This window comes from Anaerobranca gottschalkii DSM 13577 (assembly GCF_900111575.1).
Classification (GTDB): domain Bacteria; phylum Bacillota; class Proteinivoracia; order Proteinivoracales; family Proteinivoracaceae; genus Anaerobranca; species Anaerobranca gottschalkii.
On the sequence record NZ_FOIF01000002.1, the window covers coordinates 22,816 to 38,550 of the forward strand.

Consider the following 15,735-nt stretch of genomic DNA (forward strand, 5'->3'; position numbering starts at 1 on the left):
AGTGGAGTACTTTCACTCTGTTAGGTTACGGGATACATTATGCAATGGATGTACCCGATGCGTAAAGGTTTGCCCCACTGAAGCTATTAGGGTTAAGGGAAAAGCTGAAATTATAGATGTAAGATGTATTGATTGTGGAGAATGTATTAGGATTTGCCCACAACATGCTAAAACAGGAAAAGTCGATAGTTTAAAGGATTTAGAAAAATATAAATACAATATTGCCTTACCAGACCCAGCTATTTTTGGTCAATTTTCTCACAATATACAGCCACAAAAAATTTTAGGAGCATTTATTGCTATGGGTTTTGATTCAGTTTTCGATGTGGCTATAGCTTGTGATTATGTATCATTGGCAATCAGAAATGTTTTAAAAAATCACAGTGGACCACCTTTTATTTCAGCTTCCTGTCCAGCTGTAATTAGATTAGTCCAAGCACTACACCCTGATTTAATTCCTCATCTAATCCCGGTAGAAGCTCCCTTGGAAATCGCAGGGGGATTGGCATTAGAAGAAGGATTAAAAAAAGGATATAAAAAAGAAGAAATTGGAGTATTTTATATATCTCCGTGCCCTGCCAAAGTTACTGCAGTGAAACAACCAGTAGCACGGGAAAAATCTAATGTTAATGAAGTGTTGTCTATAGTGGATTTATATGGCAATATATTAAAATACATTTCCAGTGACAAAACTAAAGCATTAGAATTAAAAGCTACAGGTTTAGGATATGGTTGGGCCAGAGCAGGGGGAGAAAGTCTAGCAATAAAATGTTCTGATAATGTGGTAATAGATGGTATTGAACAAGTAAATAAAGTATTAAATGAAATAGAAATTGGAAAACTTACAGATGTAGAATATATAGAATGTTGGGCCTGTATTGGAGGATGTGTAGGTGGGCCTATGTTGGTGGAAAACCCCTTTATCGCTAGGGTAAGGGTGAGAAAACTAGCTGAATCTATAGGGGGAGATTTATCCATAGAAAAACTAAAGGAATTTCCACCAGAATATTTTAATTGGCAAATGTCAATGAAGCCAAGGCAGATAATGAAGTATGATGAAGATATTTCTTCTGCTATTGCAAAGGCTAATAAAATACAAAATCTATTAAAATCCTTACCTGGTTTTGATTGTGGTATTTGTGGAGCACCTACTTGCCATGCCCATGTTGAAGATTTTATCCAAGGTAAAATAAGTGGACTATCATGTTTGCTAAATAAAAGGGGGGATAGTAGTGATTCTTAAAGAGGTAATGGAAAAACTAAATTTACAACCAGTTAATATAAAGGATCTCCAATTGGAAGTAGAGACTGGTCTTTGTACCGACCTTTTAAGTTTAGTAATTGGAAATAGTGAAAAGGGTTCTATATGGATAACCCATCAAGGACATATAAATATAGTGGCTGTTGCCCTGTTAGCAGAGCTTTCAGGGGTGATTGTAGTGGGAGAAGTAGAAGAGGGGGCTCAAAGGGCAGCTGTTGAAAAAGGTCTTAACCTCTTTACCACTAATGAAACAGCCTTTGAAGTTGTAGGGAAACTCTACAGCCTAGGAATAAGGGGTAAAAATGTTAAACCTTAAAGGACAATTGCATATTCATTCTGTACTTTCCCCTTGTGCTTCTTTAGAAATGGGACCACAATTGATAGTACAAAAGGCTAAGGAACTAGGTCTAGATTTTATTGGAATAACAGACCATAATAGTACTAAAAATTTAAAAGCTTTTCAAGATGTATGTCGAGCTAATAATATGTATTTTTTGCCAGGAATAGAAGTAGAGACTAAAGAAGAGGTCCATGTACTTTGTTATTTTAATGAACTAGAAAAAGCGGAAGAATTAGGTTTAATAGTTTATCAAAGTCTTCTACCTATACCCAATGATTATGAACTTTTTGGATATCAAGTGATAGTAAATGAAAAAGAAGATATTTTAGGTTATGAAGAAAGATTACTGTTACAAAGGTGTTCATTAAGTATAACAGAATTGGCTAAGATAGTGGAGAAATTACAAGGGGTATGTATTCCAGCCCATATAGACAGGGATAAAAACGGTCTTTTAAAAACACTAGGTTTTATCCCAGAAGAACCCCTTTTCTCGATATTAGAGGTTTCTAAAAACTGTGATATCACAGTTTTTAAAGATAAATATTCTTTGACAAACAAAAATCTATTTAAAGGATGTGATGCACACAATCTGGAAGATCTAGTATTTGAACCAATTAATTTGGTAGTAAAAGGCTTTTCTTTAGAAGAACTTCTACTGGCTTTACAAAACAGAGAAGGTAGAAGTTATTTTCAGTAAAGGAAATGAGAAAGGAGTTGAGATTATGCAACAAATTAACTGTTGTTGTGGTGGAAATCAAAAAGATGAAAAATGGATTAAATTAGAAGAGTTAATTGATGGGTACAAAGGGAAAAAAGGTGCCCTTATCCCTGTTTTACAAAAAGCACAAGATATTTTTGGTTATTTACCTGAAGAAGTTATGGCTGCTATTGCAGATGGATTAGGTATACCTTTAAGTCAAGTATACGGTGTAGCAACTTTTTATGCTCAATTCCACTTAAAACCAAGGGGTAAAAATATCATTAGGGTTTGTTTAGGTACAGCTTGTCACGTTAGAGGTGGACAAAAGATATTTGAAAGGATTCAAAAAGAACTGAATGTAGAAAAAAATGGTACTACAGAAGACTTATTATTTACATTAGAAGGTGTTGCTTGTATTGGTGCCTGTGGCTTAGCCCCAGTAATCATGATCAATGACGATACCCATGGTAGGTTAACCCCAGATGATATTCCTGCAATCTTAGACAAGTACAGAGAGTAAAATGGAAGATTTATCTCAAATTATTTTAGATCTAGCACAGAATTCATTAGGAGCAAATGCTAATAAAATCGAAATTTATATAGCAATAGAATATGCCAATGATTTATTGACAGTAATGATTAAAGATGATGGTCATGGAATGGATGAAGAAATAGTTAAAAAATGTACAGATCCCTTTTATACTACGAGAAAAACTAGAAGTGTCGGGTTAGGTCTATCCCTAACAAAAATGCTATGTGAACAATCTGGTGGTTCTTTTGAAATCAGATCAATAAAAGGACAAGGTACTACTTTAAACTTTAGTTTTAAAATAAGTCATTGGGACAGACCACCGGTTGGAAAACTAGAAGACACCTATTTAGCTTTAATAATTTTAAATCCCTATTGTGAAATAATCTTCTCTCTCAATTCAGATATAAATCCTAATACCTTTATGATTGACTCAAAAGAAATAAAAGAAAATATCGGAGAAGATGGGAATTTTTCTGACCCTTGGGTAGTTAGTTGGTTAAAGGAATACCTTCAAGAAAATATCTACCATCATATAAAGGAGGAATTGCAGTGAGTAAAATTAAAAGTTTAGAAGATCTTCGTAAACTTAGGGAAGAGCAATCTAAGCTATCAACAGCTCGGGAAAGTGATCACCCTACCGTAATAGTTGGGATGGGTACATGTGGTATAGCTGCTGGAGCTAGGGATGTAATGTTAACAATTTTAGAAGAAATTAATAAAAGAAATTTAAAAGTAAATATAACACAAACTGGCTGTATAGGAATGTGTCAACATGAACCCTTAGTTGATGTTGTAATTCCTGGACAAGACCGAATTACCTATGGAAGGGTTACTAAAGATTTAGCTAAAAAAATCGTTGTTGAACACCTGGCCAATGGTAATATCTTAAAAGATGCAGTAATAGGTAAAATTGAAAAACAGTAAAGGGGGTTTTTAAATGATACAACGTGGACACATACTGGTTTGTTCTGGTACAGGTTGTGTATCGTCAGGTTGCCTTAAAGTTGTGGAATCACTAACGGAAAATATGGAAAAACATAACATACAAGATGAGTTTAAAGTAATTAAAACTGGTTGTCATGGGTTCTGTGAAATGGGACCAATTGTAATTATATATCCTGAAGGAACTTTTTACTGTAGAGTAACACCAGAAGATACTGCTAAAATTGTAGAAGAACATTTATTAAAAGGAAGAATAGTTAAAGAACTACTTTACACACCACCACAAGGGGAACATAAGATTCCAAGTTATAAAGAAATTGATTTCTATAAAAAGCAGCAAAGGATTGCTTTAAGAAACTGTGGTTATATCAACCCTGAAGATATTAAAGAATATATCGGTAAAGGTGGATATGAAGCCTTAGGTAAAGTTTTAACCCAAATGACACCCCAAGAAGTTATTGATGAAATGAAAAAATCAGGTTTAAGGGGTAGAGGTGGCGGTGGATTCCCTACAGGATTAAAATGGGAATTTGCCAGCAAAAGTCAAAGTGATAAAAAATATGTAATCTGTAATGCCGACGAAGGTGACCCAGGTGCTTTTATGGATAGAAGTATCCTTGAAGGTGACCCCCATAGCTTGATTGAAGGTATGATTATCGCCGGATATGCCATTGGTGCCGATGAAGGTTATGTTTACGTAAGGGCAGAGTACCCATTAGCTATTAAAAGATTGAAAATAGCTATCCAACAGGCAGAAGAGTACGGATTATTAGGTGAAGATATTTTAGGAACAGGGTTTAATTTCACTTTACACATTAAAGAAGGAGCCGGTGCCTTCGTTTGTGGTGAAGAAACAGCTTTAATGGCCTCTATTGAAGGTAAAAGGGGTATGCCAAGACCAAGGCCTCCATTCCCTGCAGTTAAAGGTTTGTGGGATAAGCCTTCTAATATCAACAACGTGGAAACCTTTGCTAATGTTCCTGTAATCTATGAAAAAGGTGCTGAGTGGTTTGCCTCTATCGGTACAGAAAAAAGTAAAGGAACAAAAGTATTTGCTTTAACAGGTAAAATCAATAACACAGGTCTTGCTGAAGTACCTATGGGAATTACTATCAGAGAAATTATATATGATATCGGTGGCGGAATTACTAATAACAGGAAATTCAAAGCTGTTCAAATCGGAGGACCATCTGGTGGTTGTATTCCAGAAGAGTTATTAGATCTACCAATTGACTATGATTCACTACTTGATGCCGGTGCTATGATGGGATCTGGTGGTCTTGTAGTAATGGATGATACAACTTGTATGGTGGATTTAGCTAAATTCTTCTTAAATTTCACCCAAGCTGAATCCTGTGGTAAATGTACACCTTGTAGAGAAGGTACTAAGAGGATGTTAGAAATCCTTGAAAGAATTACCGAAGGTAATGGAAAAGAAGGAGATATTGAATTATTAGAAGAAATTGGTGAAACAGTAAAATTAACTTCCCTTTGTGGTTTAGGTCAAACTGCTCCAAACCCAATTTTAAGTACAATAAAGTACTTTAGAGATGAATATGAAGCCCATATTAACCAAAAACGTTGTCCAGCAGGGTTATGTGCAGCTTTAACGACTTATAAAATTGAAGCAGAAAAATGTATAGGATGTACAGCCTGTGGTAGAGTTTGCCCTGTAAATGCTATCAAAGGTGAAGTTAAAAAACTTCATGAAATTGATCCAGAAGTTTGTATCAAATGTGGTGCTTGTGTAGAAAAATGTAAATTTAATGCCATTTATAAAGGATAATACAGTGGATGAAAGGAAGTGATGAAATGGAACATGTATCAATCATAATAGATGGTAAGAAAGTATCTGTTCCTAAAAACAGTACTGTATTGGAAGCTGCTAAATTTGCAGGGATTGAAATTCCAACCCTTTGTCACCACCCTGCAATAAGTAATACCGGTTCTTGTAGAATCTGTGTTGTGGAAATCGAAGGTCATAAGAACTTACCTGCTTCCTGTGTTTATCCAGTACAAGAAGGTATGGTGATAAATACAAAAACCGATAAAGTAGTAAAGGCCCGTCAACATATTTTAGAATTACTTCTTGCTAACCATCCGAAGGATTGTATGACTTGCGAAGCTGCCGGTAATTGTAAGTTAATGGATTACTGCTATGATTATGGTGTTGAAGACTCCAGATTTGAAGGGGCAGTAAGTGAAAGACATGTAGATGACAACAACCCCTTCATCCAAAGGGATTATGAAAAGTGTATCCTATGTGGTGCTTGTGTAAAAATCTGTGATGAAGTTCAAGGAAACAATGTTATAGATTTTGCAAATCGTGGATTTGATACTACAATTTCAGCACCTTTTAATAAAGAACTAGAGGTAGGTAACTGCGTATTCTGTGGTCAATGTATGTCAGTTTGTCCAACCGGTGCCTTAACTTCTAAAATTTCTAAAGGTAAGGCTAGGGCTTGGGAAACTAAAAAAGTACTAACAACATGTTCTTATTGTGGTGTTGGTTGTAACTTCTACTTAGAAGTAAAAAATGATGAAATCGTCGGTGTTAGCTCCCATTTTGATAGCCCAGTTAATGGTGGACACCTTTGTGTAAAAGGCCGTTTTGGTTGGGATTTTGTCAACAGTCCAGATCGTTTAAAAACACCTTTAATTAAGAAAGATGGTAAATTCCAAGAAGCTACTTGGGAAGAAGCAATAGAGTTAATTAGCACTAAGTTTAAAGAAATTAAAGAAAATTACGGATCTGACGCTTTTGCAGGTCTAGCTTCTGCTAGGGTAACCAATGAAGATAATTTCGCATTCCAAAAATTATTTAGAGCCGTTTTAGGTACTAACAATATTGACCACTGTGCCCGCCTCTGACACGCCCCAACTGTGGCTGGTCTAGCCACTTCATTAGGTAGCGGTGCAATGACAAATACCATTGCAGAAATTGAAAATACCAAAGGATTATTAGTAATCGGTTCAAATACTACTGAGACCCATCCTATCACAGCTTTGAGAATTAAAAAAGCAGTGAAAAAAGGTGCTAAACTGGTTGTGATTGATCCAAGAAGGATAGAACTGACAAAATATGCCGATGTATTCCTTCAAATCAGACCAGGTACTAACCTTGCTATTTTAAACGGATTATTACACGTAATCATCAGAGATGGTTTAGTGGATAAAGACTTTATTGAAAGAAGAACTGAAAACTTCGAAGCAGTAAAAGAAGCAGTGAAAGATTATACTCCAGAAAGAGTAGCAAAAATTTGTGGTGTTAAACCAGAAGATATTGAAAAAGCTGCAAGAATTTACGGAGAAGCAGATGGTGCAGGTATCCTATACTGTATGGGTATAACCCAACACACCACTGGTGTTGATACTGTATTTGCTATCTCTAACTTAGCTTTAGCTACTGGTAATGTAGGTAGAGAAAATGCAGGGGTTAACCCATTAAGGGGACAAAACAACGTTCAAGGTGCTTGTGATATGGGTGCATTACCTAATGTATACCCTGGATATCAAGCTGTTACTAACCCTGATTTTAAAGCTAAATTTGAACAGGCTTGGGGAGTTACATTGTCAGATAAACCTGGGTTAACTATCTCTGGAATGCTCCATGGAGCAATGGAAAAAACCATTAGAGCCATGTACATTATGGGAGAAAACCCAGTATTAACAGACCCAGACTCCAATCATGTAATAGAAGCACTAAATAACTTAGACTTCTTAGTTGTACAAGATATATTCTTAACAGAAACAGCTAAATTAGCAGATGTAGTACTTCCAGCAGCTACCTTTGCTGAAAAAGATGGAACCTTTACTAATACTGAAAGAAGGGTTCAAAGGGTTCGTCAAGCCATTAACCCAAGGGGAGAATCTAAACCAGATTGGATGATTATTACTAAAATTGCCAACTCTTTAGGAGCTAACTGGAACTACCAAAAACCAGAAGATATTATGGCTGAAATTTCTAAAGTAACCCCAGCTTATGGTGGAATCAATTATGAAAGAATCGATAAAGTTGGTTTACATTGGCCATGTCCAACATTAGATCATCCAGGTACTCCAACCCTTCATAGAGATACATTCCCAATAGGTAAAGGTAAATTCATTCCAGTAGAACACAGAGACTCCCAAGAATTACCTGATGAAGAATACCCATTAATCCTTACTACTGGACGTAACTTATACCACTACCATTCTGGTTCAATGACAAGAAGGGCAAAAGGATTAAAAGCTTTTAGAGATGAAGAATTATTAGAAATTAACCCAATTACAGCAAAAGAACTAGGAATAGAAGATGGAGAAACTGTTAAGGTTATATCTAGAAGGGGAGAAATAACTACTAAAGTTCAGCTTACTGAAAAGGTAGGGCCTGGAGTAGTATTTATGACCTTCCACTTCGCTGAATCAGCGGTAAATGTTTTAACAAACCCAGCATTAGATCCTGTCTCAAAAACTCCTGAATTTAAATCCTGTGCTGTGCGAATTGAAAAACTCTAAAAAAGAGGCCTACGGGCCTCTTTTGTTTGTTATAAAGTATTTATATTGCAATACAAAAAACAAATGATATTTTTTTCACAATCATTATTTATTTCATGGTAAAATATTTACAATATCGAGGGAAATATGGTAGTATTTAATCAATAAGATTCTTCTATAATCTAAATAATTAATAAATTTAATAATGATTTAAGGGGGAAGTTAGATGACAAAATTTCATAAAATACCAGATGTGGTAATAAAAAGATTACCTATTTATTTACGGTATTTGCAGCAACTAATGGAGAGGGATATCGATACAGTATCTTCTCAACAAATGGGTGAAGATTTAAATTTAAATCCTGCTCAAATTAGGAAGGACTTATCTATTTTTGGTGATTTTGGAGTAAAAGGAATGGGTTATAGGGTTACTGACCTTGCTGAAAAATTAATATCTATTTTAGGTCTTGATAAGCAAATTAACATAGCTTTGGTGGGAGTTGGTAATTTAGGTGCTGCCCTTTGTCAATATAACAGGTATCAAAATACTAGTACCAAAATTGTAGCCCTTTTTGATGGACATCCAGCAAAGGTAGGTCAAAAAATTGGTAACTTAGTTGTTTATCCGATGGAAGATTTACCCAAAGTTGTTAAAGAGCTAAATATAAAAATGGCAATAATTACTGTTCCCGCTCAAGCAGCTCAAGGGGTAGCTGATCAATTAATCGATAGTGGAATCAAAGTTATATTAAACTTTGCTCCTGCTTTAATTCAAGCTCCACCAGGAGTTAAAGTACAAAATGCCGATGTTACTACAGAACTTCAATCTTTGGCATATTATTTATAATTGTAGTTATTATATAAATAATTTAGACTATATTATGATAGGCAGGATTTTTAAATAATAGGGAGAATATAGTAAAGGATAAAATATTTTAAGGAGGCAAAAAAGGTGGCATCCTACAGAATTGAGAAAGATTTACTAGGGGAAAGGGAAATAAGGGAAGATGTGTATTATGGGATACAAACCCAGAGGGCTTTGGAAAACTTTCCAATAACAGGTTATAAGCCCCACAAAAGCTTAATCATTGCCTTAGCCCACATTAAAAAGGCTGCAGCTCAAGCTAATTTTGAAGTTGGACGTTTAAATAAAAAAATAGCAGATGCTATTGTAGCTGCTGCCGATGAAATTTTAGCTGGGAAGCTCCATGATCAATTTGTAGTGGATGTAATTCAAGGGGGAGCAGGAACATCCTTTAATATGAATGCTAATGAAGTAATAGCAAATCGGGCTATTGAGCTATTAGGAGGAAAAAAAGGAGATTACTTGATTGTTTCACCTAATACCCATGTAAATATGGCTCAGTCAACCAATGATGTTTTTCCTACCGCTATTAGGTTATCTGCTTTGTCACTAGCAGACGGTGTAATTCAAGCTTTAACTGATTTAGTAAATGCTTTAAAATCAAAAGAAGAAGAGTTTAATGGTATTCTAAAAATGGGCAGAACCCATTTGCAAGATGCAGTGCCTATAAGACTTGGACAAGAGTTTGGAGCTTATGCCCGACTAATTTCTAGAGATGTAAAAAGGATAAAGAATACTTTAGATGAATTGAAGGAAATTAATATGGGGGCAACTGCCGTTGGAACAGGCTTAAATGCAGATCCCCAATATATAGAGTTAGTAGTAGAAAAATTAAAGGAAAACACTGGTTTTGACTTGGTTGGAGCAGAAAATTTAGTAGATGCAACTCAAAATACCGATGCCTATGTTAATGTTTCCTCTGCTTTAAAAATTTGTGCAGTAAACCTATCTAAAATAGCTAATGACTTAAGGCTTTTAGCTTCAGGTCCTAAATGTGGATTTAATGAAATAAATCTACCACCGGTTCAACCGGGTTCATCAATAATGCCAGGAAAAGTTAACCCTGTAATGGCAGAAGTTGTAAATCAAGTGGCATTCCAAATTATTGGTAATGATCATACCATAACCTTAGCTTCAGAAGCTGGGCAATTAGAACTAAATGTTATGGAACCAGTATTGACTTTTAATTTATTACAATCTCTAGAGATTTTAAGGAATGTTGTAATAGTATTTACAGAAAAATGTATAAAAGGTATTACTGCTAATATAGATAGATGTCAAGAGTTGGTACAAAAAAGTATAGGTATTGTTACAGCTATCAATCCCCATGTCGGATATGAAACAGCTTCCCAAGTGGCTAAAGAAGCTTTAGTTACCGGCCGTTCTGTAAGGGAAATAGTCTTAGAAAGGGGTATATTAACTGAAGAAGAGTTAGAAATAATTCTTAACCCCTACGAAATGACAAAACCAGGAATAGCAGGGAAAGAACTATTGGATAGATAGTAATATTTTCTAATAAAGGCTAATTTAAAAGAATATGGTTGAATTTCAAAGTAGAAAGTATTATTATAAAAGAAAAGCTTTTTCTACTTAGTAGATATATTTAGTAAAATATTATAGGCGGTTAATTCCGTCCCTTTTTTGTGTTATTAGTTGTGTAAGTTAATTCATTCACTGATTTGATTGAAAAAATTTGTATTTAATAGATACAAATTTTTAATAAATAAAGTCTTCTTAATAAAGACTTTAAAAAGATTTAATAAAGGGGTGATATACTTGAAAAGGAAAAGTTTTCCGGGTGGGATCCATCCTTTATACAACAAAGAGCTATCAAAGGATAAAGCTATTGAAAGAATGGATACACCCAAAAGAGTGAAGATTTTACTACAACAACACATTGGAGCACCATGTCAGCCTTTAGTAGAAAAGGGACAAGATGTGGTGATAGGTCAAAAGATAGGAGATACAGAAAAGTTTGTTTCTGCACCAATTCATTCAAGTATTTCAGGGAAAGTGGTGGAAATCACTGACAAGTATGTTGTCATTGAAGGAGAAGATAGGGAAGAGTTTGTTTTTGGCGAAAAGAGAGATATCGATTCTTTAACTGCCGATGAAATTAAAGGGATAGTTAGAGAAGCGGGAATAGTCGGTATGGGTGGTGCCGCATTTCCAACCCATGTAAAACTTACTCCACCTGAAGGGAAAAAGTTTGAAGCTATTATTTTAAACGGTGCTGAGTGTGAGCCTTATTTAACAATCGATGATAGAATTATGACTGAACAAGCTGAAAAAGTAGTTTATGGTTTAAGGGCTTTACTTAAGGCTACAGGGGCTGAAAAAGGCTACATCGGTATCGAGGTCAATAAACCCCAGGCTATTCAAGCTATATCAGAGGCTATTAAAAACTATAATAATATTGAACTAGTGCCCCTTGAAGTTAAATATCCACAAGGGGGAGAAAAACAGCTTATAAAAGCGGTTCTTAATAAAGAAGTTCCAATAGGAGGACTTCCAGTAGATATTGGTGCACTAGTTAATAATGTGTATACAGCGGCAGCTGTAGCTGATGCAATAAGGGAAGGTAAACCTCTTTATGAAAGGGGTATAACTGTTACTGGTAAAGGTGTTAAAGAACCTAAAAATATTATAGTAAAAATTGGAACTACCTTTAGGGAAGTTATTGACCAATGTGGTGGTCTAACAGAAGATGCTGCAAAAATCATAGCTGGTGGTCCTATGATGGGTAGGGCAGTTGCAGATTTAGATGAAGTTGTGACTAAAGGTACTTCTGGAATATTAGTATTGACTGAATCAGAAGTTGAATTAGTTGAAGAAAAAACTTGTATTAAATGTGCCCGTTGTGTTGATGCATGTCCAATGTATTTAATGCCCAATTATTTAGCAACTTATGCTAGAAAAGGTATGTTAGAAGAAGCCCAAAAATTACATTTGTTTAACTGTATAGAATGTGGATGCTGTTCTTATGTATGTCCATCAAGGATACCTTTGATCCATCTAATCAGACAAGGTAAATGGCAAGTAAACTCCAAAAAAGGGAGTAAATAACGAGGAGGGAATCGACAGATGAAGGATAAATTTGTAGTTGGTCCATCTCCCCATATTAGAAGTCCTAGAGATATTAACTATATTATGTGGGATGTAGTAGTTGCCCTTATCCCTGTAATGTTAGCTTCTATAATTTTTTACGGGATGGCCGCTGTTTATATATTATTTGTAAGTACTTTTACTGCATTATTTTTTGAAGCTATTGTATTGCATAAAAAAATAAGTATTAGAAAATTCTTCGGCGATGGTTCCGCTGCTATTACTGGTATTTTACTTGGTTTAAGTTTACCACCAGTTATCGGGAGAGAACTTGAATATTTATGGCTTGCTGCTTTAGGTTCAGCAGTAGCAATTTTAATAGGAAAACATGTCTTTGGTGGTTTAGGTAAAAACCCCTTTAATCCTGCTTTAGTTGGTAGAGCTTTCTTAGTAGCTTCTTTCTCAGAAGTAATGGCAGCTAAATGGATTACTCCTGGAGTGGATGCAGTAACTGCTGCAACAGCCTTAGCTCCTGGCGCCCCCGATTATAGTTTATTTGATATGTTTATCGGGAATATTCCTGGGAGTTTAGGTGAAACATCGGCTTTAGCTATACTAATTGGTGGTTTTTATTTACTAGCTAAAGGTCATATTGATTGGAGAATTCCAGGTGGCTTTTTAGGAGCAATGGGAGTTTATTCTATTTTCTATGTAGCTATTTCCCAAGGATTTACTCCTAATTTTATCCAATTAGCAGTTAATGAGGTTTTATTCCAATGGTTTTCTGGTACAGCCCTTTTAGCTGCAATCTATATGGCAACTTGTTATGTTACTTCTCCAACTACTAAAAAAGGTAGGTTGTATTATGGAATTGGTTGTGGTCTTATCTTAATATTAATTAGATACCATGGACAACTACCTGAAGGTGCAACCTTTGCCATCTTATTTATGAATGCTTTAACTCCTTTATTGGATAAATATACAATACCTCAAACTTTTGGGGAGGTGAAGAAATAATGAACAACATTTTTCGTCTAATAATAACCCTTACCTTAATTGCCGCAATAGCTACAGGATTACTAGCTGTAGTAAATAATATTACTTCACCTATTATTGAAGAAGGAGCAAGACAAAGGTTAGCCCAAGCATTGGGAAGGGTTATCGATGCCGATGATTTTGAAGAAATTGATGAAAATGGAATAAAATATTTTAAAGGGTATAAAAATGGAGAACATGTTGGTTATGTTATTAGGGTGGAGTCAAAGGGTTATGGTTCTTCCCCTATAGTAATGATTGTTGGTTTAACAACCGATGTGGTAGTAACAGGTGTAGAAGTGTTAAGTCATAGTGAAACACCTGGACTTGGTGACAGACCTTTTGCTCCTAATAAACTTGCAGAGTTTATCGGTCAAGGACTAGAAAGTGGTATTAATTTTGATGTGGTTTCAGGTGCTACTTCTTCTAGTTTAGGGGCATTAGCAGGTGTTAATGAAGCTGTTACTATTTTAGGAAGATTATTAGGATTAATTGCAGAAATTGACTTTGCATTGGTACCTGATGGTACTTATAAAGGTGCAGGTAGAGGTTTCGGTGGAGATATTGAAGTAGAAGTTACAATAAAGGATGGGAAACTGGTAGATATCAAGATTTTATCCCATAACGAAACACCGGGAATTTCTGATCCAGCTTTTGAAAAAACCCCTAAAAATATTATTGAACAACAAACATTAGAAGTTGATACTGTATCTGGAGCTACTGCTACATGTAATGGTATTAAAGCTGCTGTAAGAAATGCTTTAGCACAATTCTTCGGTGGTGATCAAGAAGAACCTGAAGATCCAATTATCTTAAGTGAAGTTGCTAATGGTAAATATGTTGGAGTTGGTCAAGGGTTATTTGGTGAAGTTAAAGTAGAAGTAGTTGTAAATAATGGTAAAATAGTTAGCTTGACAGTTGAAGCATCAGAAGATACAGCTGATTATGTAGCTATAGCTGTAGAAAAAATGACAGAAAGATTGCTAGAAGCTACTGACCTCGAACAAGTAGATGTAAAAACCGGTGCTACCAAAACTTCAGAAGGTATCCTAGAAGCAGTTAAAAATGCCTTAAGGGGTGAACCGGTAATAGACTTAAAAGAAATTCCTAATGGAACTTACCGAGGTGAAGCTGAAGGATTCTTTGGACCGGTAAAGGTTGAAGTAACTATTAAAAATGGTGTTATTGTTGAAATCAACTATATTTCTACAGCAGATGAGACAAAAGAATATGCTGATATAGCAAGGAAAGCTATGAAGGAAAGATTAGAGGGGTCCGATACTTTAGATGTAGATGTAAAGACTGGAGCAACCGGTACTTCTAAGGGAATCTTGAATGCCGTTAAAAATGCCCTAACCAGTGGGCTACAGTAGGAGGTGCAACATGTTAGGAGAACTAACTAAAGGTTTATATAAAGAAAATCCTGTTTTTAGACTTTTACTAGGTCTATGCCCTACCCTTGCTGTAACCACCAGTGCCATAAATGGTTTTGGTATGGGTATGGCAACAACCTTTGTATTGATTTGTTCAAATATAATAGTTTCTTTAGTAAAAAAATTAATCCCAAGTGCAGTAAGGATTCCCAGTTTTATAGTAATAATTGCTACTTTTGTTACCATAGTAGATATGTTTATGGAAGCTTTTGCATATCCTTTATATGAAAATTTAGGGATTTTTATCCCCCTTATTGTTGTTAACTGTTTAATTTTAGGTAGAGCTGAAGCCTTTGCCTCTAAAGAATCAGTTTTACCATCTTTATTAGATGCCGTTGGAATGGGATTAGGTTTTACATTGAGTTTAACAGTTCTTGGAGGTATCAGAGAAATATTAAGCGGATCTATCGGTATTTTTGGTATGCCTCCAGGTGCTTTTCTAACTTTAGGTTTATTATTAGGTTTAATTAACTTCATTACTTTAACAAAACTTAAGAGAAGCTAGAAAGGGGGATAATTAATGAATATATCTAATCTCTTAACAATACTTTTCACTGCCATTTTTGTAAACAATTTTGTATTAAGGCAGTTCCTTGGTATCTGCCCTTTCCTAGGTGTATCGAAAAAAGTTGAAACTTCTGTTGGTATGGGTATGGCAGTAACTTTTGTTATGACTTTATCTTCAATAATAACTTGGTTTATTCAAAATACCCTTTTAAAACCTTTAAAGATTGAGTACCTTCAAACTCTAGCCTTTATTTTAGTAATAGCTTCTTTAGTACAGTTTGTTGAATTAGCAATCAAGAAAACTAGTCCGACCCTTTACAAAGCATTGGGGATTTTCTTGCCTCTAATTACTACTAACTGTGCTGTATTAGGTTTAGCTATTCTAAATATCTCTAAAGGTTATACTTTAATTGAAACTATTTTTCATGCCATCGGTGCAGCATTAGGTTTTACTTTAGCATTAGTTTTATTAGCTAGTGTCAGAGAAAGATTAGAACTTTCTGGAGGAAATAAGTTTTTTGAAGGAGTTCCAGCTGCCCTTGTTGCTGCAGCAATTTTAGCACTAACTTTCTCAGGATTCGTATTTTAGTGGAAAATAG

Annotated in this window: 15 protein-coding genes; all 15 read left to right on the forward strand. The window is 35.1% G+C overall.

The annotated features are described in order from the left end of the window. Position 1 precedes the first annotated feature (1 nt). The 15 genes from BMX60_RS00970 to BMX60_RS01040 all read left to right on the forward strand — a co-directional run bounded on the left by BMX60_RS00970 (position 2) and on the right by BMX60_RS01040 (position 15,725). A complete protein-coding gene (locus tag BMX60_RS00970; RefSeq protein WP_091348054.1) occupies positions 2-1,243 on the forward strand; it encodes a [Fe-Fe] hydrogenase large subunit C-terminal domain-containing protein in 1,242 nt (413 codons plus the stop codon). Then, positions 1,233-1,577: a hypothetical protein gene (locus BMX60_RS00975; RefSeq protein ID WP_207648371.1), complete on the forward strand. Its 345-nt coding sequence runs from the start codon at positions 1,233-1,235 to the stop codon at positions 1,575-1,577. The genes BMX60_RS00970 and BMX60_RS00975 overlap by 11 nt, the downstream gene beginning before the upstream one ends. Beyond that, positions 1,564-2,298 (forward strand): PHP domain-containing protein, encoded by a 735-nt coding sequence (locus tag BMX60_RS00980; protein WP_091348060.1) that lies wholly within the window; start codon positions 1,564-1,566, stop codon positions 2,296-2,298. Before BMX60_RS00975 ends, BMX60_RS00980 begins: the two co-directional genes overlap by 14 nt. 25 nt (positions 2,299-2,323) lie before the next feature. Next, complete coding sequence (gene nuoE / locus BMX60_RS00985; RefSeq protein WP_091348063.1) at positions 2,324-2,821, forward strand: NADH-quinone oxidoreductase subunit NuoE; 498 nt, start codon at positions 2,324-2,326, stop codon at positions 2,819-2,821. 1 nt (position 2,822) lies between these two features. Continuing rightward, positions 2,823-3,386 carry an ATP-binding protein gene (locus BMX60_RS00990; protein WP_091348066.1) on the forward strand — a complete coding sequence of 188 codons (564 nt, stop codon included), beginning with the start codon at positions 2,823-2,825 and terminating at the stop codon, positions 3,384-3,386. Further along, complete coding sequence (locus BMX60_RS00995; RefSeq protein ID WP_242945678.1) at positions 3,383-3,757, forward strand: (2Fe-2S) ferredoxin domain-containing protein; 375 nt, start codon at positions 3,383-3,385, stop codon at positions 3,755-3,757. Before BMX60_RS00990 ends, BMX60_RS00995 begins: the two co-directional genes overlap by 4 nt. 13 nt (positions 3,758-3,770) lie before the next feature. Further along, entirely contained in the window at positions 3,771-5,561 is a 1,791-nt protein-coding gene (nuoF, locus tag BMX60_RS01000) for an NADH-quinone oxidoreductase subunit NuoF (protein WP_091348069.1), read from the forward strand. Positions 5,562-5,587: 26 nt separating this feature from the next. After that, positions 5,588-8,272 (forward strand): formate dehydrogenase subunit alpha, encoded by a 2,685-nt coding sequence (gene fdhF / locus BMX60_RS01005; protein ID WP_091348358.1) that lies wholly within the window; start codon positions 5,588-5,590, stop codon positions 8,270-8,272. A 205-nt stretch (positions 8,273-8,477) separates the two neighbouring features. Beyond that, positions 8,478-9,098 carry a redox-sensing transcriptional repressor Rex gene (locus BMX60_RS01010; RefSeq protein WP_091348071.1) on the forward strand — a complete coding sequence of 207 codons (621 nt, stop codon included), beginning with the start codon at positions 8,478-8,480 and terminating at the stop codon, positions 9,096-9,098. Between the two features lie 105 nt (positions 9,099-9,203). Continuing rightward, complete coding sequence (gene aspA, locus BMX60_RS01015; RefSeq protein WP_091348074.1) at positions 9,204-10,619, forward strand: aspartate ammonia-lyase; 1,416 nt, start codon at positions 9,204-9,206, stop codon at positions 10,617-10,619. 273 nt (positions 10,620-10,892) lie between these two features. After that, entirely contained in the window at positions 10,893-12,182 is a 1,290-nt protein-coding gene (gene rsxC, locus BMX60_RS01020) for an electron transport complex subunit RsxC (RefSeq protein WP_091348077.1), read from the forward strand. An 18-nt stretch (positions 12,183-12,200) separates the two neighbouring features. After that, positions 12,201-13,178 (forward strand): RnfABCDGE type electron transport complex subunit D, encoded by a 978-nt coding sequence (locus BMX60_RS01025; RefSeq protein WP_091348079.1) that lies wholly within the window; start codon positions 12,201-12,203, stop codon positions 13,176-13,178. Then, positions 13,178-14,569 carry an FMN-binding protein gene (locus BMX60_RS01030; protein ID WP_091348082.1) on the forward strand — a complete coding sequence of 464 codons (1,392 nt, stop codon included), beginning with the start codon at positions 13,178-13,180 and terminating at the stop codon, positions 14,567-14,569. Before BMX60_RS01025 ends, BMX60_RS01030 begins: the two co-directional genes overlap by 1 nt. A 10-nt stretch (positions 14,570-14,579) precedes the next feature. Next, positions 14,580-15,134 carry an electron transport complex subunit RsxE gene (gene rsxE / locus BMX60_RS01035; protein ID WP_091348084.1) on the forward strand — a complete coding sequence of 185 codons (555 nt, stop codon included), beginning with the start codon at positions 14,580-14,582 and terminating at the stop codon, positions 15,132-15,134. A 15-nt stretch (positions 15,135-15,149) separates the two neighbouring features. Further along, entirely contained in the window at positions 15,150-15,725 is a 576-nt protein-coding gene (locus BMX60_RS01040) for an electron transport complex protein RnfA (RefSeq protein WP_091348087.1), read from the forward strand. The last annotated feature ends 10 nt before the right edge of the window (positions 15,726-15,735 follow it).

Excerpts from the sequence above, each read along its gene's own strand:
- BMX60_RS00980 (WP_091348060.1), top strand. The coding sequence starts at position 1,564 with ATGTTAAACCTTAAAGGACAATTGCATATTCATTCTGTACTTTCCCCT.
- nuoE (WP_091348063.1), top strand. The coding sequence starts at position 2,324 with ATGCAACAAATTAACTGTTGTTGTGGTGGAAATCAAAAAGATGAAAAA.
- BMX60_RS00990 (WP_091348066.1), top strand. The coding sequence starts at position 2,823 with ATGGAAGATTTATCTCAAATTATTTTAGATCTAGCACAGAATTCATTA.
- nuoF (WP_091348069.1), top strand. The coding sequence starts at position 3,771 with ATGATACAACGTGGACACATACTGGTTTGTTCTGGTACAGGTTGTGTA.
- BMX60_RS01010 (WP_091348071.1), top strand. The coding sequence starts at position 8,478 with ATGACAAAATTTCATAAAATACCAGATGTGGTAATAAAAAGATTACCT.
- BMX60_RS01025 (WP_091348079.1), top strand. The coding sequence starts at position 12,201 with ATGAAGGATAAATTTGTAGTTGGTCCATCTCCCCATATTAGAAGTCCT.
- BMX60_RS01030 (WP_091348082.1), top strand. The coding sequence starts at position 13,178 with ATGAACAACATTTTTCGTCTAATAATAACCCTTACCTTAATTGCCGCA.
- rsxE (WP_091348084.1), top strand. The coding sequence starts at position 14,580 with ATGTTAGGAGAACTAACTAAAGGTTTATATAAAGAAAATCCTGTTTTT.
- BMX60_RS01040 (WP_091348087.1), top strand. The coding sequence starts at position 15,150 with ATGAATATATCTAATCTCTTAACAATACTTTTCACTGCCATTTTTGTA.